We start from the raw sequence: 24996 nt of genomic DNA, 5'->3' as shown, positions 1-24996 counted from the left end.
CTCAACCTAAATTTCGCAACATTAGGAAAACTTATGGAGCCTTGAGGCGGAGTTGCGGGTGAAGAGCGGCAGTTTCGATTTCAATCTGTTCCGGTCGATCGAGGTGTTCGTCGCCATCGTAGAGACCAGGCATGTAACGCAGGCGGCGCAGATGCTGGGCATGACGCAATCGGCCGCTTCCCAGCATCTGAAGAATCTGGAAAGCGCGCTCGGCGTCAGTCTGATCGACCGCAATCTGCGACCGATCGAGCTCACCAAGGCCGGCATCGCCTTGCATCGCCGCGCGGTCGCCATACTGAGCGAGGTCGAGGGCTTGCGCACGGATGCGCGGCGCGTCAACGCGGCGCCGCTGCCGCTTTTGCGCATCGCGCTTCTGGCGTCGATCGCGACCACGCTGGCACCGGCGCTTTCGGTGCTGGCCCGCAAGAACTTCGGCATTCCCGAGCTCAGCCTGTTCGCGGGGCTCGCTACCGACCACGTCGCCTTGCTACGCGCTCGCCGCGCCGACCTTGCGGTTACGTCGGGAGAGTTGTTCGAGATCGAGGGGCTGACGCGTTATCCGGTGATGACCGAGAAATTCCTGCTGGTGACGCCGAAAGGTTTTGCCGGCGATGTCGGCGACATCGTCAAGCTGTCCAAGAAGCTCGCCTTCGTGCGCTTCTCGCGCGAGACGCCGGTCGGCCTGCGCGTCGATCAGCATCTCAGCCGGCTGCGCATCGAGATTGCGCGCGCCATGGAAGGCGATCGTTCCAGCGTGGTGATGGCGCCGGTGGCCGCTGGCATGGGCTTCGCCATCCTGACGCCGACCTTGCTCATCGATGGCCTGGCGGAAGGCATGGAGATCGACGTCCATCCTCTGCCCTTCACCAGCCTGTCACGCAACATCCTGCTGGTGGCGCGCGAGCGCGAGCTCGGAAATATCCCCGAGGCTTTCGCCGACCGCACCGCGGAAGTGCTGACCCACGCGATCAGCACGCGCCTGCCCGGCCTTCCGGCCGACTGCTACACGCTCGACCGCCCCTCGCGAAGCGACTAATCAGCTTCATCAGTTATCCTGATGACGAGCTTTGCCGGTGTGCGCGCCACGCATTCCGTGTTTTCAATCTCCGGAATTCGCAACACTGGAGATACGGCATGAACGCTCCGCACGTCCATTCAAGTCTGGACATCGACTGGTCGACCGAGGCGATTGTCGATCGGCGGAACCGCTTCTATTCGGCCTCGCAGCGCAAATTCGTTCCCTATAAGGAACCGCTGATCCTCAAGCGCGGCAGGGGCCAATATGTCTGGGACGAGAAGGACCGCAAATACATCGACCTGCTCGGCATGAACCTGTGCATCTCGGTCGGCCACGCCCATCCGCAGGTGGTCAAGGCCGCCACCGAGCAGGTGAGCGAGCTGACGCATTGCACGACGATGTTCTACCATCCGGTTCCCGCCCAATACGCCGAGGAACTGGTGGCGACGATGCCGGCCGGTCACGATTGGGTCGTGCATTTCACCAACAGCGGCGCCGAAGCGATCGACCTTGCCTTGCTGATGGCGCGCTCGCACACCGGCAGCATCGACATGCTGGCGCTCGGCTCAAGCTATCACGGCGCCACATTCGGCGCCCAGTCGGTAACAGGCATAGCCGGTTTTCGTCATCAGGTGCCGCAACTCGGCGGGGTGACGTTCGTAGCCGAGCCCAATCAGTATCGCGGCGTCCACGGCGAAGGCGTGCAGCCATATCTGAACGAGGTCGAGCGCGCCATATCCAGCTCGACCAGCGGCCGGCTGGCCGGCATGATCATCGAGCCGGTGCAGGGTTATGGCGGCATCGTGCCGATGCCTGCCGGCTACATCGCCGGCGCTTTCGAACGCGTGCGGGCGGCGGGCGGCGTCTGCATCATCGATGAGGTGCAGTCCGGCGTCGGACGCACTGGCGATGCCTTCTGGGCGTTCGAATCGCATGGCGTCGTTCCCGACATCGTCGTCGTCGCCAAGGGTGTCGGTAACGGCATTCCGCTCGGCGCCGTCATTGCCAGGCGCGCCGTCGCGGAGTCCATGGCCGACAAGTTCCTGTTCCACACTTACGGCGCCAATCCCGTCGCCTGCGCGGCAGGCCGCGCGGTGCTCAAGGTGATGCGCGACGAGCGGCTGCAGGAGAATGCCGCCAAGGTCGGCGGCGCGTTGAAGGAAAGACTTCAGGAGCTAAAGAAAGATTTCCCGCTGATCGGCGACGTAAGGGGACAAGGCCTGATGCTCGCCATCGAGCTGGTGAAGGACCGCGCAACGAAGGAGCCGGCGCCCGAAGCAACCTTGCAGGTCTTCGAGGAAACCCGGCGTCAGGGCCTCGTCGCCAGCCGCTCGGGTCCGTACCGCAACGTCATCAGAATGTGCCCGCCGCTCTGCCTGTCGATGGCCGACCTCGACAATGTGGTGGACAGCTTCGTGCGCAGCTTCCGCATGGCGACATCTTGCTGACCCGCTATTGGCGTCAATAGCGAGATTTGGATGAAATGATTTGGGTCCCGTTTGGTCAATTTTCTCGATCTTGTTGATGTGACCTGCTGAACATAGCGCGGGACCCCGGATGACGAAAAAAGCTCACCGACATTGCGTGCGGCAATCGCTGGCAACAACGTGCGAAAGGCGGGCCTCAACCGGCCGGTCGAAACGGTTTTGCCAGCGAGGCTGGAAAATGCAGCGCCAATATCTGGCGGTTACGCGAGATCAGCACCAGCACCACGATCGTCGCCAGATAAGGCAGGGCCGACAGCAGTTCGGATGGGACCTGAAGGCCTAGAGCCTGTCCTTGGAGTTGCAGGATCGTCATGCCGCCGAATAGCCAGGCGCCGAGCAGAACGCGCAGCGGCCGCCATGTCGCGAAGACCACCAGCGCCAAGGCGATCCAGCCTTTGCCCGCGGTCATGTTCTCGACCCAGAGCGGCGTGTAGGCGACCGACAGATAGGCGCCGGCGAGGCCTGCCATCAGCCCGCCGAACAGCACCGCCATGTAGCGGATCCGGATCACTGGATAGCCGATGGCGTGGGAGGTCTGCGGCGATTCCCCGATCGTGCGCAGGATGAGGCCTGCCTTGGTGCGATAAAGGAACCAACTGATCGCCACGAACATCAAGAGTGCCAGGTATACAAGTGGATCGAAGCGGAAGAGCAGCGGGCCGAGCACCGGCAGGTCGGAGAGGATGGGCATGCTGACACCGTGCAGCGCTTCGATCGGATCGCTGCCGAAACCGCGACCGATGAATGCCGACACGCCGGAACCGAAGATCGCCAGCGCCAAGCCGGCGGCATACTGGTTGGTGAGGAAGGTTAGCGCCAGCACGCCGAAGAGCAGTGAGGCGGCAGCGCCGGCCAGCGCGCCGGCGAGGATTGCAACGGGCATCGGATAGCCGGCGGTGACCGCCCAGAAAGCAAGCGCCGCACCCATCAGCATCATGCCTTCGATGCCGAGATTGAGTACGCCGGATTTCTCGACCACGAGCTCGCCAAGTGCTGCAAAGATCAGCGGCGTGGCGGCGATGATGGTGCCGGTGAAGATGGCGATGAAGAGTTCCATCCGATGTCTCCCGCTATCGCGCCGTCTCGGGCGCATGCGCATCAGGAGCCGGCCGCACCAGGCGAATGCGATAGAAAATGAAGAAGTCGGCTGCGAGCAGGAATAACAGCAGGATGCCCTGGAAGATGCGCGTCAGGGCCGAGGGCAGGGCAAGCGTCATCTGCACGCCTTCGCCGCCGAGGAAAAGCAGCGACATCAACAGCCCGCCGAGCACGATGCCGAAGGCATTCAGACGTCCGATGAAGGCGACGATGATGGCGGCAAAGCCGTAGCCGGGCGAAATCTGCGGCGAAAGCTGTCCGAGCGGTCCGGCAGCTTCCGCCATGCCGGCAATGCCTGCCGCGGCGCCGCCAGCCAGCAATCCGATCCACACCGCAGCCGACTCGCGAAAGCCGGCATAGCGAGCGGCGAGCGGGGCCGCGCCGCTGACCGACATCTTGTAGCCGAGGAAGCTGCGGTCGGCGAACAGCCACATCAAAAGCACGGCGACGACAGTGATGAAGATCGAGGAGTTCACCCGGTAGGCCGGATCGAAGGGCTGAAACATCGCGGCCGCCGGCAGAAGCGCCGTCTGCGGATAGTTGAAGCCGGCGGGATCGCGCCATGGCCCATGCACCAGATAGGACAGGAACAGCGTCGCGATATAGGTCATCATCAGCGTGACCAGGATCTCGTTGGTGTTCATGCGCGAGCGCAGGAAGGCGGGGATCGCCGCCCAGGCCATCCCGGCGGCCATCCCGGCCAGGAACATCAGCGGCAAGAGCAGGGCGCTGTCCGGGTTCGGCCAGAACAGGCCGACGCCACTCGCGGCAATCGCGCCCATCGTGAATTGCCCCTCGGCACCGATGTTCCAGACATTGGCGCGAAAGCCGATCGCCAGTCCGCAGGCAATCAGGATCAGCGGTGAGGCTTTCAGCAACCATTCCGAGAGGCCATTCATCGAGCTCAGCGGCTCGATGAAGAAGGCATAGAGCGTCGGCACCGGATCATGCCCGAGCGAGGCGAAGAAGACCGAGCCGACGATCAGCGTCAGGACGGACGCCAGCACCGGCGCGGCGATGCGCATCGTGGCGGAAGGCTCCGGCCTTTGTTCAATCCTGATGCGCAACGCTGCTGCTCCCTGTCTTGTCCTGGCCCATGGTCCGGCCGGTCATCAGCAACCCGATCTCCTCGCGGTCGGTGCTGGTGCGCGCCACCGGCGGCGACACGCGACCCTGGCAGATGACGAACAGCCGGTCGCAGATCTCGAACAGTTCGTCGAGTTCTTCCGAAACGACGAACACCGCGGCGCCGGCGCGGCTCAGGTCGACGATGGTCTGGCGGATGAAGGCGCTTGCCCCGACATCAACCCCCCAGGTCGGCTGCGAGACGAGCAGCAATTTCGGCGCCAGCGCGATCTCGCGGCCGACGATGAATTTCTGCAAATTGCCGCCGGACAGGCTCTGCGCCGTCGAGCCCGGTCCGTTGGCCTTGACCTTGAACCTGTCGATGATGCCGGCGGCGAAGGCGGCGGCCTTGCGGCGGTCGACGAGACCCTTGCGGACCGTGCCGAAGCGATGGGCGGTCAGCACGGCGTTTTCCCACAACGTATGCGACGGCACGGCGCCGCGCCCGAGCCGTTCCTCGGGAACGAAGGCGAGGCCGAGCTTGCGGCGCTCGTCGGGCCGCAAGGTGGCGGCCGGCGCTCCGTTGATTTTGATCGCGTCGCCTTGGCCATGCCGGCGCTCGCCGCTGAGCAGCGCGATCAACTCGGCCTGGCCGTTGCCGGAGACTCCCGCCAGGCCGACGATCTCGCCGCCATGCACGTTGAAGGAGACATCCTTAAGGTCGACCCCGAAATGGTCGCGTGCGTCGGCTGAAAGATTTCTGACCTCGAGCACCGGCCTGTCGCTGGGAATGGCGGGGCTGACATGCATTTCCGGCAGCCTGGAACCCACCATCATGCGGGCCAGCTCCAGCGAGGTCGTTTCCTTCGGCCGCGCGGTGCCGGTGACCTTGCCGTTGCGCAGCACGGTCGCGGTGTCGCAGAGTTCCTGCACCTCGTCGAGCTTGTGGCTGATATAGACGATCGAACAGCCTTCGGCCGAGAGCTGCCGTAGCGTGTCGAACAGCTTGACCACGGCCTGCGGCGTCAGCACCGAGGTCGGCTCGTCGAGGATCAGGAGTTTTGGCGCCTGTAAGAGGCAGCGCACGATCTCGACGCGCTGCCGCTCGCCGACCGACAGGTCATGCACCTGGCGATACGGGTCGATGGGCATGCCGTAGCGCAGAGAAAGCTCGCGGATCTTTTCGGCAAGCGAAGGCAAGTGGAAGGCGCTGCTCGCCGACAGCGCGATGTTCTCGACCACCGAGACCGACTCGAACAATGCGAAATGCTGATAGACCATCTCGATGCCGAGCGCGCGCGACGTCGCCGGATTATGCGCCGCGATAAGCTTGCCGTCGCAATAGATGTCACCGGAATCGGCTTGCGCCGCCCCGTAGATGATCTTCATCAGCGTCGATTTGCCGGCGCCGTTTTCGCCGAGCACCGCGTGGATTTCGCCGGGTTGAATCGACAGCGAGACGTCGTCATTGGCGACGACGCCGGGATAGCGCTTTGAGATGTTGCGCAATTCTAGTCGCGGATGCATGGCGGATCCTGCCGGGCTTGCAGCGGGGTTGGACGGGAACCAGACGGGGGACGCCGGAAATTGCCGTTCGACGCCCCCCGTTTCTTCGAATGCGATCAGCTCAATTTGCCGATCATTCCCTTGACGAACCAGTTCATGCCGCGGATGCTGTCGTCGTCGAGCACCGATCCGGCCGCGACCTTGACGGCGCCGTCCTGATCCTTCAGCTCGCCGCCATAAGGATGCACCTTGCCGCTGCCGATATCGGCTTCGAGCTGCTTCAGCTTGGTCTTGGTGTCGGCCGGTATGCCTTCATTGTAGGGCGCCATCTTGACCACGCCCGCTGCCAGTCCGTCCCAGCGCACTTCCGGTTTCCAGCTGCCCGCCGCCACAGCCTTGGCGGCGCCGACATAGTCGCTGGTCCAGTCGAGCACGAAGGAGGTGAGCTGCTTGCCGGAAGCGAATTTCGACATGTCGCTGGCGTAGCCGATCGACCACGCGCCGCCTTCGCCGGCGACCTGCACGCCGGTCGCCGTGTCGGTCATCGAGCAGATGACGTCGCAGCCCTGGGAAAGCAGTGTCTTGGCGGCTTCCTTCTCCTTGCCCGGATCGAACCAGGAATTGAGGAAGATGGCGTTGCAGGTGGCGTTCGGGTTGACGCTCTGCGCGCCGAGCAACAGCGCGTTGGCCGGGCCGACGATGTCGGGGATCGGGAAGCCGCCGATGAAGCCGATCTTGCCCGACTTCGACATGTAGCCGCCCGCCGCGCCGGCGACGAAGGTGCCTTCGTAATACTTGGCTTCGAAGGTGCCGAGATTGGCGAGATGGACGATGCCCGAGCAATGCTCGAAAGCGATCTTGGGGAAGCGCGGTGCCACCTTCTGCATCGGCGTGCCATGCGAGAAACTGGTGCCGAAGATCAACTGATTGCCGGCGCTGGCAAGCTCGCGGAAGACGCGCTCCGCATCCTGCGGCATGAAGATATTGTCGATGACGGTGAGTTTCGCCTTGTTGCCGAATTCGGACTTGATCGCCTCGACGCCGAGGCTGTGCTGCTTGGTCCAGCCGATCTCGGCGATCGGCGAGACATAGACGACGCCGATCTTGAGCACGTCATCGGCCCTGGCGATGGTGCTCAGTCCGCCGGTGCCAAGTGCCGCACCCAGCGCGCCACTGTATTTCAGGAATCCACGTCTTGTCAGCTCGTTCATGATTGTAACCCTCTGTTGGCTTTTTTGGTTGAGGCCCGGCTTTTCGGTGCCGGATCTTGCTTGGGGAGATGGACATGCACGTGTGCCGTGCCGTTGCCGTTCCCGGATTGGTGTGTCGGCGCTCGCGGCGCGATCGGAGCCGCGCCGTCGACCCTGCCGTCGAGATAGGGCGCCAGAGCCTCGGCCGGCGTCATTTCCGCATAGACTTCGCGATCCATGATGTAGCCGCGCACCACCGCGCGGTGATGGGTGTCGATCAGGTCCATGGCCTGTTTCAGCCGGCCCTTTTCGAGAAGATCGACGACGCGTGAGTGGTCGTCGAGCAGATTGCAATAATCGAAATCGGCCGTGATCAGCGATCGCAGCAGCGTCGTGCGGCGCACGAGCTGGGCATGGATTTCCTGCATGACCTTGTTGCGGCTCAGACGCACGAAGACGGAGTGAAACTCCTGGCCGAGCACGTCGGCCAACGCATCGTTGCCGGCGGCGACAGCCTGGCGCTGGCGTTCGACATGCTGGCGCAGCTCAGCCCATCCGGCAGGACCAAGACGGTCGCTGAGCTGGGCGGCGACGCCTTGTTCGACGAGCGTCAGCGCGTCGTAGATCTCCATCGCTTCCTGCATGCTCGGCTTGGCGACGAAGGCGCCGCGATTGCGCTCGATCTGGGCGAGCCCATCGTCGGCAAGCCGGATCAGGGCCTGGCGCACGACGATGCGGCTGACGTCGAAAATCTCGGAAAGCTCGCGCTCGCCGAGCTTGCAGCCGGGTACCAGCCGATGGTCGATGATGGCGCGCGTCAGGATATCCGCTATCGTCTGGGAACGGCTGCTCAAGGCGCGGTTCTCCGCGAGTTCGAGGACATGATCAGCAGGCTTTCCGTAGTGAAGACATGCTCCGTCGCGATGCGACATATCTCAAATTCAGAATTCCATACATCGGAAGTCAATCATCGAAATCTGTCAACACAAAAATACGCTTTGGCTGACAAAAAATCGTTGATTGATATCCAATCTTGTGTTTTCGTTATGTCGAAACGCCGGGCTAGGTTCATGGTGAAGGGCTAGCCGAGTTGGAAGGGATGCCGATGGCTACCCACTGCGTCGACCGGGAGCTTCTGAACGACTGGCATATCGTTGCCGACCAGGAATCGCTCTCCGCGGATATGCCATTTCCGACAAGGCTGCTCGGCGTCGACCTGGTCGTCCGTAAGCGCGTGGACAAGGCCGAGGTCATCCGTGCCGATAATGGCGCCGTCGTCAACTCGGCTGAACGTTACGGCTTCATCTGGGCATGCCTCGACAAGCCCTGGCGCGAGATCGTCTACATCCCCGAGGCCAATGAAGGGGATCGTCACCTCGTCAGTGGTGGATCGATCGCGGTCAAGGTGTCCGGCCTGCGTGCCGTCGAGAACTTCCTCGACATGGGCCACTTCCCTTTCGTTCACACCGGATGGCTGGGCGAGGAGCCGCACACCGAAGTGGCGCCTTACAATGTCGAGATCACCGCGCAGGACGAGGTTCTGGCGACCGAGTGCAAATTCTATCAGCCCGTTGCTTCGCCCACCGCCAAGGAAGGTTTCGTCGTCGATTACATCTACAAGGTAATCCGGCCCTATACGGTGGCGCTCTACAAGAGCAACCCGATCCAGAAGCGCCGGCTCGACGTCATCACGCTCTTCGTGCAGCCGGTGGACGAAGAGAACTGCATCGCGCATCCATATCTTTGCTATCTCAAGGAAGGCATGGAGGCGGCGGCCGTGCGTAGCTTCATGCAATTGATTTTCGCGCAGGACAAGCCGATCCTCGAGAACCAGGTTCCCAGGCGCCTGCCGCTCGATCCGCGCGCCGAGACACCGATCCGCGCCGATGCCGTCTCGGTCTCCTACCGGCGGTGGCTGCGCGATCGCTCCGTCACTTACGGCGCCATACCGGCGCGAGCCTGATCACGATGTCCGCTGCATGCAAAGGAAAGACATTATGACGAAATGCACGGACCCTGTGGTGCTCAATCTCTGGCATCCGATTGGTGCGATCGCCGAGGCTGTCCCCGGCTCCGTCCAGCAGACGGTACTGCTTGAGGAGCGCCTCAGCTTTTCGGTCGACGTGAGTGGTGAGCCGGTGGTCCGGCGCTCGCGGCCAGACCTGCGCCGGGCCGACCGCGTAGCGGCGCCCGATAGGCTGCCGGCGAAAAGCGCCTATGGCTATGTCTGGACCTCGTTGGGTGAGCCTTCGGCCGAGCTCTTCCCGATTCCCGAATATGCCGAGCCCGACCGGCGCCGGCTCAACGCCGCGACCTTCGGCGTCAACGTCTCGGCGCCGCGCGCCATCGAGAACTTTCTCGACATGGGCCATTTTCCATATGTCCACACCGATATCCTCGGCGCCGAACCGCATACCGAAGTCAAGGAATACGATGTCGAGATTTCGGTCGACCGCGACGAGATTCTGGCGACCCGCTGCCGCTTCTTCCAGCCGATGGCCTCGACCGCCTCGGACGGCGGCGCCGATGTCGACTATGTCTACCGCGTGCCGCATCCCTATTGCTCGGTGCTCTATAAATCGAGCCCGGTCGACGAGAGCCGGCGCGATGTGATCGCCATCTTCCTGCAGCCAGTCGACCAGGAGCATGTACGCGCCCACATGCTGCTTTGCGTGCTGGACGAGAACAGCGAAGACAAGGTGATCAAGCGCTTCCAGCAGACGATCTTCGGCCAGGACAAGCCGATCCTGGAAAACCAGGTGCCGAAGCGTCTGCCGCTCGATCCGCGCGCCGAAACCCCGATCCGCGCCGACAAGTCGGCGATCGCCTACCGGCGCTGGCTCAGCCAGAAGGGAGTGACCTACGGGGTCATACCCGCGGCGGCCTGACTAGCATATTTTTGGAGACGACGAATGCTGGAAGTAGCCAAAAGCCAGTGGCATCCGATCGCCGCTGCCCATGACCTGCCGTTCCGCCATGTGTTCCATGGCCAGTTGCTCGGTCGCGAGTTCGCGGTCTGGCGGGCCGATGACGGCTATGTCAACATCTGGGAGAACCGTTGCCTGCATCGCGGCGTCAGGCTGTCGATCGGCATCAATGACGGTCGCGAGCTGAAGTGCCAGTATCATGGGTGGCGCTATTCCAACCGTACCGCCGGCTGCACCTACATCCCTGCGCACCCTGCCGATGCGCCGGCCCGCACCATCATCAACCGCACCTATCCGGCGGTCGAACGCTACGGGCTGATCTGGTCGTCGGAAGAGGCGCTGGGCGAGGTGCCGGATGTCGCGGGCCTCGCCGAGGGCAAGCTGCTCGCGTTGCGTGGCATTCCGGTCAATGCGCCGGCCGGCAAGATCGCGCAGGCGCTGAAGGCCTATCGCTTCCAGCCCAGTGGGGCCATCGATGGCGATGGCGCCGAAACCACCGTCGAGGCCAGCCAGGATTTTGCCGTGGCGCTTCGTTCGCGCGACGGCAGCACCGAGACGCTCGGCGTCTTCTTCGTCCAGCCGGTCGATTCCAACCGTTCCGTCATTCGCGGCGTGCTCGACCGGGACGCTGAAGGGGCCGCGCGCGTCGCCGTGCTGCGGCATCACAATGAACGGCTTTCAAAACTGCGCGACGAGGTCGAGCGCGAGGTGGCGAATACACCGGCGCCGGCGCCGATCGAGCCGGTCTATGAGCGGGTGTCGGCCGAACTCGCCGAAATGCCGGAACTGACCGCGCATGGCCGCAAGGCAGCGCTGCGGGTCACGGTGGCTAGGAAGTGGCAGACGGCCGACGGCATTGCCGGTTTCGAGCTGCGGCCGATCAAGGGCATCCTGCCGACCTTCCAACCGGGCGCGCATATCGACATCCATATGCCCAATGGCGAGATCCGCCAGTATTCGATCACCAACGGACCCGGCGAAACCGACAGTTTCACCATCGGCGTCAAGCTGGAGCGGGATTCGAAGGGCGGCTCGAAATGCATGCACGAGACGGTGCGTGAAGGCGATATCCTGGCGATCTCCGAGCCGCGCAACAATTTCCCGCTGCGCCGCGATGCCATCAAGACGATATTTGTTGCCGGCGGCATCGGCATCACACCGCTGCTGGCCATGGCGCAGGCGCTCAAGAACCAAGAGCTGGCGCATGAGCTGCACTATTTCGCGCAAGGCCAAGAGCACCTCGCCTTCGCCGATCGCCTGAAGCTGCTCGGCGAGTCACTGAGGCCGCATCTTGGCCTGTCGCCGGATGCGACCGGCGCCGAACTCCGCCGCGTGCTGGCCGATTACCGGAACGGCATGCACGTCTACATCTGCGGCCCCGGCCCGATGCTGGAGGCCGCGCGCAAGATGGCGGCCGAACAGGGCTGGCCCGACAGCGCCGTGCATTTCGAGTATTTCAAGAACACCAACAAGATCGACAACAGTTCGAGCTTCGAAGTGGCGCTCGCACGCTCCTGCGTCACGCTGCAGGTGCCAGCCGGCAAGACGATCCTGCAAGTCATGCGCGAGAGCGGCATCGACGTGCCCTCCTCTTGCGAGCAGGGCGCCTGCGGCACCTGCGTGGCGACGGTGATCGAAGGCGAGCCCGACCATCAGGACGTCTATCTCAACGACGCCGAGCGCAAAGCCGGAACGAAGATCATGACCTGCGTCTCCCGCGCCAAGTCGGCCCGCCTCGTGCTCGACATCTAGAGGCTAATTATGATCACGCTTTACGACTACGAGCTGTCGGGCAATTGCTACAAATTGCGGCTCTTGATGAGCTTCCTCGGCATGACCCATAAGACGGTGCCCGTCGACTTCTACCCCGGCCGCGAGCACAAGTCGGAATGGTTCCTGAAGCTCAACCCGCTCGGACAACTGCCGGTCATCGACGATGATGGCCTGATCCTGCGCGATGCTCAGGCGATCCTGGTCTACCTCGCATCGAAATACGATCCGTCCGGCACGTGGTACCCGAGGGACAATCCGGCGCTGGTCGGCGAGATCAGCCAGTGGCTGGCTTTTGCCGACGGCATCACCGGGACTGCATCGGCCGCGCGCCTCCACGATGCGCTGTTTTACGATTTCGACGTCGATGCCGCGCGCGCCGGCGCGCACCGGCTGTTCCGTATCCTCGACGAACATCTCTGGTTCGGCGAGCAGGAAGGCCGCCAGTGGATCTGCTCGGCCGCGCATCCGACGATCGCCGACATCGCCTGCTTCCCCTACATCATGCTGTCGGAAGAGGGCGGTATTCCGCGCCAGGATTATCCGGCGATCCGCCGCTGGTGCGATCGCGTGAAGCGCATCAAGGGTTTTATCGTCATGTCGGGCGTGTTCCCGGCCGGGCCAGCCAGGGCCGCGGCCTAAGTTTCAGTCACAGGCCGGGCACTCGCCTCGGCAAGCAAATCGGGAGGGAAGAAATGAAAACGCGTGCCGCCGTTGCCGTTGCCGCCGGAAAGCCGCTTGAGATCATGGAGGTGGACCTCGAAGGCCCGCGCGACGGCGAGGTCCTGGTCGAGGTCAAGGCGACCGGCATCTGCCATACCGATGAGTTCACGCTGTCGGGCGCCGATCCGGAAGGGCTGTTTCCGGCCATCCTCGGCCATGAGGGCGCCGGCATCGTGGTCGATGTTGGCAAGGGCGTGACCTCGGTCAGGAAGGGCGACCATGTCATCCCGCTCTATACGCCCGAATGCCGGCAGTGCCCGTCCTGCCTGTCGCGCAAGACCAATCTGTGCACCGCCATCCGCGCCACGCAAGGGCAGGGCCTGATGCCCGACGGCACCTCGCGCTTCTCGATGGGCAAGGACAAGCTGTTCCACTATATGGGCTGCTCGACCTTTTCCAACTTCACCGTGCTGCCCGAGATCGCGGTGGCCAAGGTCAATCCCGACGCCCCCTTCGACAAGATCTGCTACATCGGCTGCGGCGTGACCACCGGCATCGGCGCCGTCATCAACACCGCCAAGGTCGAACAGGGCGCGACGGCGGTCGTCTTCGGCCTCGGCGGCATCGGCTTGAACGTCATCCAGGGGCTTCGCCTTGCCGGCGCCGACATGATCATCGGCGTCGATCTGAACAACGACAAGAAGGCCTGGGGCGAGAAGTTCGGCATGACGCATTTCGTCAATCCGAAGGAGATCGACGGCGACGTCGTGCCTTACCTGGTCAACCTGACCAAGCGCGGCGCCGACCAGATCGGCGGCGCCGACTACACCTTCGACTGCACCGGCAACACCAAGGTGATGCGCCAGGCGCTGGAGGCCTCGCATCGCGGCTGGGGCAAGTCGGTCATCATCGGCGTCGCCGGCGCCGGCCAGGAGATCTCGACCAGGCCGTTCCAACTGGTCACCGGGCGCAGCTGGATGGGCACCGCCTTCGGCGGCGCGCGCGGCCGCACCGACGTGCCAAAAATCGTCGACTGGTACATGGAAGGCAAGATCCAGATCGATCCGATGATCACCCATACGCTGAAGCTGGAAGACATCAACAAGGGCTTCGCCCTCATGCATGAGGGCAAGTCGATCCGCAGCGTCGTGGTTTATTGACGAAAGCCACCGGGCCGCAGGCTGCGGTTCGACGCAACAAATACGCCAAGCCCACGGTTCTGTGTTCCCAAATACTGTGCCTCGGGCAACGGCGTAAACCGGCGGCGTGGTTAGGTATGAGTACCTCGATCACGCCGCCGGTGCAGTTCAAAAAAAGGGTTGTGTGCGTCAAGTTCTGCAAAAAGGGGCGTGGATGCCAGCGGTGTCGCGCCTCTCATGACGAGTGCACTCCAGTTTTGCGACAACGACATGCATCAAGCAACGACCTAAAAGCGCGTCGCGTGAATCCGTTTCGACGCCACGCGCTTTAGATTCGGCTATTGAATGTGGTCCTCGGTGTCTACCAGCGAGCACAGCTGATCGGCCAGGTATCACTTGAGGCCAGGCAGAATTCCCAAAATCTCGCTCAAGTGGATCGGCAACTGAGGTGACGCGTGTAAATCGGCGCAGCTGTCTTTCCAGCGTTGCAGATATTCGCCGATTGGAATGCTGCTCCGGCCAGGCCAGCGATTGAGTGCGCCAAGGGCCTCGATACATTCTGAAGCCCCCTCGTATTGAGCGAGAATGTTCAAGGACATTGCTTGTGCGAACGAGTTGAGGTTCGGAACTTCGATCTCGCTTCGGTGCTTGGCAAACCACTTTGCCGGGTCGCTAGTGAGACCCTGAGAGTCGGCAAGCGCCTTGTAGCCGTTGATGATGTTCTGGCGATACTCGGCGATGGCGTCGCCGAAGGCGTTGTCGCCGGGAAAGGGCGGGTTTTGTTTCCAGTCCTTCGCCAAGCGCCCCAGGCCACGCAGCGAAAAGGCCTCCACCATGGCTTCCTCGAGCCATTGACAGGGAGGCGCGGGCTTGGCGTCGGCCTGCCAGCTGTTGGCAAAGACATGGCCGAGCTCATGCCCGAATTGGTAGGCGAGCTTCGACCAGTCCCGCTCGCCGATATCGACAATTGTCCAGGCCATGCTGCTGCCGTCGGGGTGCAGCCAGACGGCTGGCGAACCGGAGGTATGTTCCTCGACGCGCAGTCTCGTCGGCTGGCGATCTGAAACGAGGCGGACACCGTCGAGGCAAGCATGGCGCATGCGCTCGACGACCTGAAGGGCGGCACCCGGCAGCATGCGACCCCAGTCGCCGGCAAGCTCGATGGGGGCGTGAAGCAACCCGGCTGGGGTCGCAGCTTGAGCAATCACGGGCATAGCAGCCGCCACACTCCGGTCCAGACTCCATCGCGATGGGCAAACCAGGCCAAAAGATGTGACCGTTAACGCCGTAAACTCTCGTCGGTTCATCGAAACCACTTCCGACCCGATGGTCGAACCTTCGAAACAGAGATCGTGGGGTTGAGCAATTGGCTGTAGTCCCTCGGTAGCAGTTTACCGGCGCAGGACCACAAATTGATGCGCGGAATGGCCAAGATGAAGGGAAAACCCTTCAACGATAAGCTTTCGCATCATCGCATCCGTGGCTGCCTCGCCGGAGACCGCATAGTGCGTCTCCATGATGATCAGTCGAATACCGGACAGATCGGCCGCCTCCAGCAACTCGACCTCTCCACCTTCTATGTCGCAAATGAGGACATTTGCGGAATGGTCACGTACCTCGTCTTCAAGACAGTAGACAGGAATTCGAACCTTGTCGACGATACTCGGTTCCGTCGATGTCGCATCGAGCCTGGAAGCCCAAAAAGATTTGTCGATATAGAACTCGACGGTTTCACCCGCGCCGAGGATCTTCTGTCGATTTTTCAGAACCCCGTTGCGCGACTTGATCTTGGAAAGGCCGTTTCGCCTGAAGTTTTGCCGAGCATCATCAAGAATTTTAGGGTTCGCGTCGAATGTCAGAACGTTTTCAGCGCGCACGATCAATGCGGCTGTCATCGCCACCAGCCCTATCGCGGTTCCCACTTCGATAACACGGTCTGACGGGTGAACCAGATCGGCAGTCAACTGCCGCTCACGCCCCTCGTAGTAATTTCTGCGAAGTGCATCGATGATTGTCTCTGAGTAATTTTCAGTGTCCACGAATATGTCAAAGCCGCCAACGCCCATGAAATAGCCATCCCGTCCAATTGGGATACGGTTATTTTCGCGTTCTTCATCGGTTAGTCGAGCGCGTGTAGCTTGATCGAGAGGATCACCAAATATCTGACATTCACTGAAGTGCAAGCATTCATAGCCGTCAAGCCTAACCCTTACGAACCGGGCAATATGATCTCCAGAAATATTCGCAACGTAAGGCAGTCCGTCTGAATCGCCAAAGACCCCGCTATCAATTTTTCTATAGAAGATCCTCCAATGCTCTTCGTCAATTGATCCAAGAAGGCTAAAGTGCCTTAGCCTGTGCGCTTGATGCTGCCGATTGTATATAACAACTTGCCGAATTAGAAACTCGCTGCCAAGGTCGACCTGCCACCAGGGATCCGTTTCCGTTTTGGTATGAAATCCCATTTCGCCAGAAATCTTGCCGTCGTTTCCTCCCCGAGCGTCCTGCTCCGGGTGCGGGCTGAATGACCATTCTGAGGTCGAACTTTGAGTTGCAGGTTTGTTGATCGCGAGGTTTATCACGGCAATTCAGAGCCCTTCCGCTTCGCTATTGGTGCACCTTCACCCGCGGTTCAATGCCACGAGTCAAAATGTAGATCTCCGCAAGAGCGGCCGTCCCACCGATGCGGCAGGGAGCAAGCTTGCGGACGCCGCGCGCCACAAGGATATGGCAAAATCTCGTGTTGCACTTCGATTTCTAATGTCCGACTGCCTGAAACTAAATTAGCATGATGTCTGTTTTTGGCGAAGGATCGTAAAGCGGACGGGGCGTCCGGAACGAGCGGGGCTGCATTTCGAAGGCGTATTGTGGAGAAGAGCTTTTCGCAGGTGGCTGACGAAGTTACGGCGACAGCGCAGTTCGATCAATCGCGCTCGTATCCATCCAAAAGCCCGCGCGGAAGCAGCGGTTCCGGTCACGCTCTCAGAAGGAGACCAGCATTGAATGACAGTCATGACTTCCTGACCGCCGCCGTGAAGATGCGGAATAGGTATCTCAATCTTCTCGAAGCATCGTTGACCGGAACCTTGTACGGCGACGCGCCCATTGATCCGTGGACCGGTGGGCAATACGACCCGAACAAGCGTGCCCTCGGGCGGGATTGGCCAGGACTGGCGCAAACCATGATTGGCTCGGCGAGGATGCGCAATTTGCGGCATCTGTGCGAAACCGTGATCCTGAACGATGTTCCTGGCGACTTTATAGAGACCGGGGTCTGGCGCGGTGGAGCGTGCATTTTCATGAGAGGCATTCTTGCCTCATACGCCGAAACGCGACGTCGGATCTTTGTCGCTGACAGTTTCGCCGGCCTTCCTCCTCCAAGTCCGGAGAAGTATGCGGCGGACGTTGGCGACACCCACCACGTGCATGGAGAACTGGCGATCTCCCGGAAGGACGTGGAAGAAAATTTCCGCAGATATGACTTGCTTGACGAGCAGGTTGTCTTCCTTGAAGGCTGGTTCAAGGACACGCTCCCAAATGCGCCGATACAAAAATTGGCGGTTCTTAGACTGGATGGCGACATGTATGAGTCGACCATTCAAGCTCTCGATGCGCTCTATCACAAGGTATCGTATGGGGGATTTGTAATCGTCGACGACTACTTCCTGGCCCCGTGCGCTCAGGCTGTGGATGAGTTCCGCGCTAGAGGCAACATCACTTCGCCCTTAATTCCGATCGACGGCTGTGCCGTGTGGTGGAGGGTTTCCGAGCCCGCAAATCACCAATGACAAACCCCCATCGGGTGACGTGAGCAATACTATTCGAAGGCGACCACCGCAGCATCGAACGAGGCGATCGTTCATGGCGGGAATGCCAGGGGATGGGGATGACGTGAGCACAAGAACACACATCACACTTCTCATTCATCCGGGGATCGTGCAGGTGCTCGCAAGCATGGTCAGGATGCTCGCCGATGGTTTGAGCGAGATCTCGATCGGGACGGACATCATTCATGATTTGCCTGCGGATTTCGACGGGCGGGCGATCGTACTAGGCGCCAATCTTTATCAAACGTCGGCTTTGGATCGTCTGCCTGGAAATTCTATTATATTCAACGTCGAAAACTATACATCAAATTGGATCACGGATGATTATTGCAATCTCTTGCGGAGGTTTCATGTATGGGATTTTAGCGAGAGTAATGCCATCTTTCTATCCAGGAAGATAGGTCGCCCGGTCCATTATTTCCGGATGTTCTACGTTGATGGTCTTGCGCGAATCGGCGATGCTGAACAGGATATTGACGTTTTATTCTATGGATCATTCAATGAGAGAAGGTCAGCAATAATAGACGAAATGCGCGCTCGTGGGCTGCGCGTTGAGGCATTGTTCAATGTTTTTGCCGGACAGCTCGATCAATTTATTGCTAGATCCAAGGTTATTATCAATATACATTTCTACGGTAGTGGGCAGCTCGAAATAATCCGCGTATTCGATCTTCTGGCCAACGGGCGCGCGGTGGTAAGCGAGATAAATCCGGGCGAACTTGTGGACGCCGATTTGACGGACGCCTTCGTTGCGGCGTCATACGAGAACCTTGTCGCCGCGGCCGAGGCGCTGGTGCACGACACGGATAGACGTCACAAGGTAGCGACGGCCGGGTTCGAGGCATTCAGTCGACGCAGAGCAACAAATATACTTCCGGAAGCGCTTGCCTGGAGCGATTTGCCGAACCTACCCGGCGACGTTGTACTCGGTCGGGGAAAGATACGCGATCCAAGGGTGCTGAATATCGATATCAGCAACCGATGGCATCCCGACATCGTGGCCGACATATCGGATCCTGGCCTGTTCGAGCGTGAATTTATGTCCGAGCGCTTCGGACCGGTTCGGATGGATCGGGGACTATTTGCCAGCATAACGGCCTCGCACGTGCTCGAGCACGTTGCGGATCTTGTGACGGCTATGACGAACTGCCTGACTTTGCTTGCGGATGGAGGGCTGTTCAATATTGTGGTGCCATACGACCTGTCATACGGTGCCTGGCAGGATCCTACCCACGTACACGCCTTCAACGAGCGGAGTTGGCTCTACTATTGCGAATGGTACTGGTATCTCGGATGGACCGAATCCAGGTTCGAGTTGGTGGAGCAAACCTTCGGCTATAGTTCGATCGGGGATGCGCTCGCGGCGCGAGGTGTCTTGGAGGACGAGATCTTGCGCAGCCCGCGGGCGGTAGACGAGATGCGCGTGGTGCTGCGCAAACGGCAACTGACCGAGGCTGAACGTGATTACGGGCGCCAAATGCGTGGCGATAGCCGCGCGTGAAGTCGCGGGCTCTGCCACTCCGTGAAAGCTGGGGCGCTTAGCCCGAGCTTTGCTGCCGATCCATTGACATCCGCTCTGACGATTGCCCGTCGTCTGGGATGACGAGTGGCGCAATGCAAAGGAAAGCTTGCATCGAGCCGTACGCCCCGCACATGGCGCAATCGATGCCCGTGTCCTCGATCACGACGCCCGTTCCAGGAAACGGGATAAGCCGGCGTTGCAGAGGAAGGCACTTTTGAAGGAGTTTGCGTGCACCTGACGGCGAGACTGTGTAGGCCTGCGTTCCAAACGAATGTACCAGCCCGACGAGCGATCTCGAGAATTTCTCAGCCTGAAACGAGATCCCGTTTCTATTTCGGAGGTCGTAGAATTCCAGCTTTGCTTTGGAGAAGCCGAAATCCAGCCAGGCGAACAATGGGTCAAATACGTAGCCCCACTGGATGATATCCCAATCCCTCGGAGCTCGAGCCATGAGATCGGCCGATTCCTCCAGGAACCGAAACGATGCACGGACGTCGTCTTCAAAGACGGTTATCGGCTTGTTCTCCGAAACCGCCAGCTTCCACAGGTTGATATGGGATAGAGCACACCCGAGCGTTCCTGCCGGATACGCGCAATCGCTGGTGATCAGGCCTTCCTCTATGAGCGCATTCCGGTCCAGAGAGGCGCCGTCGGCGGCCGATACCCGAAGCGTATTCTGCGTCAGATGCCAATTGTCGCTCTGATACTTGTTCCAGCGGTCGACGCTCCGGTCGAGATTTATCAGGTGAATTTTCGGCGAATCCCGTGGCTCGGCGGGCGCCGACGCGACGGCAGCGACCTCCGCCAATACCGGGACGTCACCCGCGCTGCGCAAAAGCTCGCCTGCGCGCTCGATTCCATCACTTACATGATATTCGCCATCGCCGAAGGTGATGTAGCCGTAGACCTGCCGGTTATCGATGTATTGAACGATCCCGGCCTTGCGGGCGCTGTCGGCAAAGATGACGTACTCGTATCGCGTGGTGCCGTCGTCATATGTCAGCTCGGTCAGCACGTCGGCGCGGACAAGGTAGGTGCAATGCACGAGCGGTATTTCAAGGATGCCGCGGACATGGCGGTTGAGCACCCAGAGATACTGATCGCAGTGCTGATAATATCCGCTCGCGTCGACCTCGGCGTGGTAGTTCGAATAATACTGACCGGGTGCGATGGAGCGTAGCAGCGGCGCAACGATAGGCACGTCGAGCGCGACGAGTTCCCGCAGCGTGGCCGGTCGCACGAAATTGTCGACGTCGACGACGAAATAGAATTCGCAATTGTGCTCGAGGGTTTTCCGCAGGCTGATGTTGCGGATTCGGCCGAGCACCTTGAAACGCGTCTCGTTCCATTCGTGCTCGCGAAACTGCTCGACCCGGTCGGACACGTCCGACGTGTCGATCTCGACCGCGGCATAGAGGTGGCCGACGCGTTCCAGCCACTCGCGCAATATGTGCTCGGTCCTATCAGTGTTGTTGTTTGTTCGTATGTAGAGGACGATCGATTCTTTAGGATAGTCGAGCGCTTCGATGCAAGTCAGGTAGAGCGGCAGCGCGGGCTCCTTCTGCTTTGCCAATATCGCGACAAGGACGCGCGGCGTGCCTTTGAGCCGCGAGCGTAACGGGCGCTGCGCAACAAGCGCGTGCTGCTCGACAAGGCTCTCTGCGCCGAGGCTTCCCAATACCGGCGGCTCGCGGACCTCGAGTTTGTCCGCGGCGAAACGGGCATTGGCCACAACCCGCTTCAGCATGTCCGCCGGTAATTTGTCGGAAGCCAGCAGTTTCAGGCAGGCATCGAGCGATTCCCGATGGGCGCCCGCCCAGTATGCGTTGACTGACAACTCGTCGAGCAGTCCGTAGTCGTAGACCCAAGGCTGGACGAACAGACCCGCCGGCTCGGTGAGGCCTACACCGCGACGCGCATAGTCCAGCCCTTCCGCGTTGCGCCCCTGGTTGCGGCAGTAGAGGCTCGCTGCGTGCAGCGCCTCCACGCGCGTGGGCACTGTCGCGGTCGCGCGCTCATAGACCGCGACGACTTCTTCGAAGGGCCGGGCAAGTGCTGCCATCAGGTTCCCGGCCTCGAGCAGGCTTACATAGACCTCCTCGTTCCAGAAACCCAGTTCAGCTCGCTTCAAATACTGTTCGAGCGCCTTCTCGCGCTCGCCAAAATCCCGGTAACTCTGCGCCAGATAGAAGGTGTAGCGCGATATCAGGAACGGGTCGGTTTCGGTTGCGAGCACGTTCTCCAGCACCGCCGCGTCGTCCTGGTATTTTCGCGGGTTCTGGCTGCGCGCTCCGCCGCGCCCCGTTGCGATGCGAAAACCCTCGGCGTTCTGCCTTGAGATGGGGCCGGGGGGGCCTTCCAGATATTCGTGCAACACGCCCTTGAAGGAAAAGGCCAGCCGGTTGCTGCAGATCTGCGGGCGGTAGAACGCGATATTTCCATGCAGTACCTCGACATCGTAGAGATCTTTGTCCATCCGCGACTTGAAGAAGGCTGGCTCGAAGTCGCGATCGCAGATCAGCATGTCGTCCGCGTCGATGATCATCGCATAGTCGACGCTCTCGATCTCGCGCAGTCGCTCGAGGGCGAAGCTGCGGTTGTAGGCGAAGTCCCGCCACGGCTCGTCGATAACTGCTCCCTTGACATCGTTTTGCGCGAGAAAGCCTCGGATCAGGTCTTGTGTGCCGTCGGTGGACCCAGTGTCGACGACGAGCACATAGTCGACAAGAGGAAGCGCGCTGGCGAGGCATTGCAGGATGACCTTCGCCTCGTTCTTGACGATCATGCACAGGCCGATGGTGCTCACGCCGGACCCTCGTTGAGGCGGCCATATTTGCATCGCAGTGTCATGTCGCACAGCAATCCTTTTTGATGAGGATTCGATCGTCTCTCACGCTCGTCTCACAGCCGCCGCAGCCTAAGCCATTTTGATGAAGGCTCTCAATTTTCGCGATTGAAATGGCCCTTAGCTAACTCTTGGATTTTTAAAGTGTTCACGCCCTGGCATGTCATTTCGATGACAGTCTCTGATGGGTGACCCAGCGGTTCTGAATTAATAAATTGTAAACCAAACCATTTACAAGTTTAGAAATTTCGAATTTACTAATATCTAATGCAATGGAGGGTAGCTGCGGATTTGGCGAAAGAGCGCCGGTCCGCGGTTGTCTGCGAAGCCAGGAGAGTATCCGGGAGGAACGCCACTCACCCGTGAGGGCGCGGTGTATGTGGTGGTGGGCGAACGTTTCGCCGATTGGTCCTGAATCCGTAATCTAGGCTACCGATCTCCCAATGATGGTCCCTCGCAAGTAGCCGGCTCCTTGCAAGTCGTGAACAATCGCGACCCGCGTGATGGAGTTGGCAGTGGTCCGTGTAACATCACCCACCAGACGGCGCCGCGTTGACGTGGCCTTCGGCCTCGGCCTGTGTCCAGCTCCTCTCAATCTTGCCACCTGCGGTAGTCGCCTTGCGACTGGTAACGACGTCCGCCTGACTGTGTATCTCGGGCGGCGCATTCCTGGGATTGGACAATTTTCGGCTCTCGCCGTCGTGGCTTCACCCGCCCGGCTGCGGAAGCTCGGCACCGACTGAAACCTGAAGCTGAGAAACGACAATAACGGCGGCGTCGGCCGCAGCGGATCGAGGAGGACACTATGAGCTTCACTGCGGGCTTTGCGGTCATGGAAGTCACCGTTCGAGGCGCTTTGCCTATCGGCGACGGGACCGAGAACGTCACCTATTTCATTCTGGACTCGGCCAAGAACACGATCGTCGGCCAGGTCATCCTTCCCAAGGCCGTGCCGCGCAGCCTCGCTGTAGCCCTCACCGTCAAGGTCCCGAGCGCAGCCGGCTCGCTTGCGATCGGCACGTTCGACGAAGGCGGGGCTTTCCAGGCTGCCAGCTTCCTTCGCGTGGAGACCCCCACAGTTCAACGCCCCGACGGTGCCGTCGGGGCGGCGGGGCGATGACCGCTGCCAAATGTCTGGTTCGTGCCGCTCGCCGGTCAAGCCGGTTGAGCGGTTTTCCCTTGAATTGAATTCCAAGCCAACAGGAGCCAGTTATGGCCCGCGCCTCTGAAATTCTGTTTGTGGATCCTTCAGTCTCCGACCTCGAGACGGTTCTTGGCAATCTGAGGCCCGAGGTCGAGGCTGTCGTGCTCGACAGCCGGCGGCCGGTGGCGCAGCAGATGGCGGACGTTCTCGCTGGGCACGAGGGGCTCGACGCGGTTCACGTCATCGCGCACGGCTCGCCAGGCCGGGTTCAATTCACGGCTGGAAACTGGTCCGTTGCCACTGTGAGGGACGAGGCTGAGGATTTCGCCGCGATAGGCAAGGCGCTTGCCGAAGACGGCGAGATGCGGCTGTGGAGCTGCGAAACGGCCTTGGGGAATACTGGCGAGACGTTCGTGGCCGCACTGGAACGCGCCGTCGGCGCGGAAGTTTGCGCATCGAGGTCGCTGGTTGGTGCGGCCAAGCTGGGCGGCTCATGGGAAATGCCCGAACATGCGACTAAACCGCTGCCGCCCCTGACCCGGCAGGGAGCTATGTACTTCAGAGGTGTCCTTCCCACCTCAGGTGATTTGACGCTAGCTGGAACAATAGATGGAAATGGTAAGAGTATCAATACGTTCTACTTGGTCGATACCGGAAATACTCCAAGTACATCTGACGATGTCATAGTTGGAAGTTTTGTTTTGCCGGCGACACCGGATGTAGCTTCACATTTTTCTGTCACAATAACTGTGCCAGATATTACACATACTTATCTTATTTACGATTCTGGCTTCCGTTTATACGGTACTCTTACTCGCGTAGACACTGATCCTGTCACGCCAGGTATCCAAGATCCTATAACGGGGCCGGCTTATCATTTTGACACCACGCCTATTAATAGTGTTGGTGGTTCGGGCAACAACGGCGATCATTTCAATGGAGGCGATATAAGCGTCGCGAGCGCGGGTACCCCAGGTGCAACGGGCCCCGCGGGTGCGACCGGCGCCACTGGTGCGACCGGAGCCACGGGCGCGACGGGAGCCACTGGCGCGACCGGCGGCACGGGTGCGACCGGTGGCACTGGCGCGACGGGCGGTACTGGCGCGACCGGTGGCACTGGCGCGACCGGTGGCACCGGCGCGACGGGCGGTACTGGCGCGACCGGCGGTACTGGCGCGACGGGCGGTACCGGCGCGACGGGCGGTACTGGCGCGACGGGCGGTACTGGCGCGACCGGCGGCACAGGTGCGACGGGAGCCACTGGCGCGACAGGCGGCACCGGCGCAACGGGTGAAACTGGTGCGACCGGCGCCACGGGTGCGACCGGCGGTACCGGCGCAACGGGTGAAACTGGCGCGACCGGCGCCACGGGTGCGACCGGCGGTACCGGCGCAACAGGCGAAACTGGCGCGACCGGCGCCACGGGTGCGACCGGCGGTACCGGCGCAACAGGCGAAACTGGCGCGACCGGAGCCACGGGTGAGACCGGAGCAACCGGTGCGACGGGTGAGACCGGAGCAACTGGAGCAACCGGCTCGACCGGAGCCACGGGTGAGACCGGAGCGACAGGCGCAACCGGCTCAACCGGGGCCACAGGTGCGACGGGTGAAACCGGAGCGACAGGCGCAACGGGGTCGACAGGTTCGACTGGAGCCACGGGCTCGACTGGAGCAACCGGAGCCACGGGTGAGACCGGAGCGACAGGCGCAACCGGCTCGACCGGGGCCACAGGTGCGACGGGTGAAACCGGAGCGACAGGCGCAACGGGGTCGACAGGTTCGACTGGAGCCACGGG

At 61.1% G+C, this 24996-nt stretch carries 19 protein-coding genes; 11 read left to right on the top strand and 8 right to left on the bottom strand.

Going from position 1 to position 24996, the window contains the following annotated elements:
* Nucleotides 1-58 precede the first annotated feature (58 nt).
* Together FJ417_RS04465 and FJ417_RS04460 are read left to right on the top strand one after the other, a co-directional pair.
* Nucleotides 59-1036, top strand: coding sequence for a LysR family transcriptional regulator (locus FJ417_RS04465; protein WP_181182602.1), 978 nt, complete (start codon nt 59-61; stop codon nt 1034-1036).
* 98 nt (nt 1037-1134) lie between these two features.
* Nucleotides 1135-2466, top strand: coding sequence for an aspartate aminotransferase family protein (locus tag FJ417_RS04460; RefSeq protein ID WP_140782619.1), 1332 nt, complete (start codon nt 1135-1137; stop codon nt 2464-2466).
* A gap of 175 nt (nt 2467-2641) precedes the next feature.
* Here the strand turns inward: FJ417_RS04460 and FJ417_RS04455 are convergent, their stop codons facing one another.
* From FJ417_RS04455 to FJ417_RS04435, 5 genes are all read right to left on the bottom strand, one after another.
* On the bottom strand, nt 2642-3562 hold the full coding sequence (locus tag FJ417_RS04455) for an ABC transporter permease (protein WP_140654072.1): 921 nt from the start codon (nt 3560-3562) through the stop codon (nt 2642-2644).
* A 13-nt stretch (nt 3563-3575) separates the two neighbouring features.
* Complete coding sequence (locus FJ417_RS04450) at nt 3576-4670, bottom strand: ABC transporter permease (protein WP_140782618.1); 1095 nt, start codon at nt 4668-4670, stop codon at nt 3576-3578.
* A complete protein-coding gene (locus FJ417_RS04445; protein ID WP_140782617.1) occupies nt 4654-6195 on the bottom strand; it encodes an ABC transporter ATP-binding protein in 1542 nt (513 codons plus the stop codon). Before FJ417_RS04445 ends, FJ417_RS04450 begins: the two co-directional genes overlap by 17 nt.
* Nucleotides 6196-6290: 95 nt before the next feature.
* Nucleotides 6291-7385 (bottom strand): BMP family ABC transporter substrate-binding protein, encoded by a 1095-nt coding sequence (locus FJ417_RS04440; RefSeq protein WP_140782616.1) that lies wholly within the window; start codon nt 7383-7385, stop codon nt 6291-6293.
* The gene (locus FJ417_RS04435; protein ID WP_140782615.1) at nt 7382-8218 is read right to left on the bottom strand and encodes a GntR family transcriptional regulator; all 837 of its coding nucleotides are present in this window, start codon (nt 8216-8218) and stop codon (nt 7382-7384) included. Before FJ417_RS04435 ends, FJ417_RS04440 begins: the two co-directional genes overlap by 4 nt.
* A 251-nt stretch (nt 8219-8469) precedes the next feature.
* Here FJ417_RS04435 and FJ417_RS04430 point away from each other — a divergent pair, with 251 nt between their 5' ends.
* The 5 genes from FJ417_RS04430 to FJ417_RS04410 are packed head-to-tail and all read left to right on the top strand — an operon-like array spanning nt 8470 to nt 13884.
* Nucleotides 8470-9327 carry an aromatic ring-hydroxylating dioxygenase subunit alpha gene (locus FJ417_RS04430; RefSeq protein WP_140782614.1) on the top strand — a complete coding sequence of 286 codons (858 nt, stop codon included), beginning with the start codon at nt 8470-8472 and terminating at the stop codon, nt 9325-9327.
* 34 nt (nt 9328-9361) lie between these two features.
* Nucleotides 9362-10252 (top strand): aromatic ring-hydroxylating dioxygenase subunit alpha, encoded by an 891-nt coding sequence (locus FJ417_RS04425; protein ID WP_246687393.1) that lies wholly within the window; start codon nt 9362-9364, stop codon nt 10250-10252.
* 24 nt (nt 10253-10276) lie between these two features.
* Nucleotides 10277-12043, top strand: a complete 1767-nt coding sequence (locus FJ417_RS04420) for a Rieske 2Fe-2S domain-containing protein (RefSeq protein WP_140782612.1) — start codon at nt 10277-10279, stop codon at nt 12041-12043.
* A 9-nt stretch (nt 12044-12052) separates the two neighbouring features.
* On the top strand, nt 12053-12703 hold the full coding sequence (locus FJ417_RS04415) for a glutathione S-transferase (protein WP_140709168.1): 651 nt from the start codon (nt 12053-12055) through the stop codon (nt 12701-12703).
* A 53-nt stretch (nt 12704-12756) separates the two neighbouring features.
* Entirely contained in the window at nt 12757-13884 is a 1128-nt protein-coding gene (locus tag FJ417_RS04410; RefSeq protein ID WP_140782611.1) for an S-(hydroxymethyl)glutathione dehydrogenase/class III alcohol dehydrogenase, read from the top strand.
* 371 nt (nt 13885-14255) lie between these two features.
* Here the strand turns inward: FJ417_RS04410 and FJ417_RS04405 are convergent, their stop codons facing one another.
* Together FJ417_RS04405 and FJ417_RS04400 are read right to left on the bottom strand one after the other, a co-directional pair.
* Nucleotides 14256-15077 (bottom strand): hypothetical protein, encoded by an 822-nt coding sequence (locus FJ417_RS04405; protein ID WP_226891952.1) that lies wholly within the window; start codon nt 15075-15077, stop codon nt 14256-14258.
* Between the two features lie 177 nt (nt 15078-15254).
* Complete coding sequence (locus tag FJ417_RS04400) at nt 15255-16445, bottom strand: FkbM family methyltransferase (protein WP_140782610.1); 1191 nt, start codon at nt 16443-16445, stop codon at nt 15255-15257.
* A gap of 417 nt (nt 16446-16862) precedes the next feature.
* Here FJ417_RS04400 and FJ417_RS04395 point away from each other — a divergent pair, with 417 nt between their 5' ends.
* The gene (locus FJ417_RS04395; protein ID WP_246672545.1) at nt 16863-17651 is read left to right on the top strand and encodes a TylF/MycF family methyltransferase; all 789 of its coding nucleotides are present in this window, start codon (nt 16863-16865) and stop codon (nt 17649-17651) included.
* 73 nt (nt 17652-17724) lie between these two features.
* Nucleotides 17725-19191 carry a hypothetical protein gene (locus FJ417_RS04390; protein ID WP_140782609.1) on the top strand — a complete coding sequence of 489 codons (1467 nt, stop codon included), beginning with the start codon at nt 17725-17727 and terminating at the stop codon, nt 19189-19191.
* Nucleotides 19192-19228: 37 nt separating this feature from the next.
* Here the strand turns inward: FJ417_RS04390 and FJ417_RS04385 are convergent, their stop codons facing one another.
* Nucleotides 19229-22018 (bottom strand): glycosyltransferase family 25 protein, encoded by a 2790-nt coding sequence (locus tag FJ417_RS04385; protein ID WP_140782608.1) that lies wholly within the window; start codon nt 22016-22018, stop codon nt 19229-19231.
* A gap of 844 nt (nt 22019-22862) precedes the next feature.
* Between FJ417_RS04385 and FJ417_RS04380 the strand changes: the two genes are divergently transcribed.
* Nucleotides 22863-23177, top strand: a complete 315-nt coding sequence (locus tag FJ417_RS04380; protein WP_140782607.1) for a hypothetical protein — start codon at nt 22863-22865, stop codon at nt 23175-23177.
* A 92-nt stretch (nt 23178-23269) separates the two neighbouring features.
* Nucleotides 23270-24996, top strand: a 1727-nt coding sequence (locus FJ417_RS04375; RefSeq protein WP_140782606.1) for a DUF4347 domain-containing protein, incomplete at its 3' end; no start/stop codon positions are given.

Origin of the sequence: Mesorhizobium sp. B3-1-7 (assembly GCF_006439385.1) — a bacterium.
Lineage (GTDB): Bacteria > Pseudomonadota > Alphaproteobacteria > Rhizobiales > Rhizobiaceae > Mesorhizobium.
This window is presented reverse-complemented; position numbering and strand designations above follow the sequence as displayed.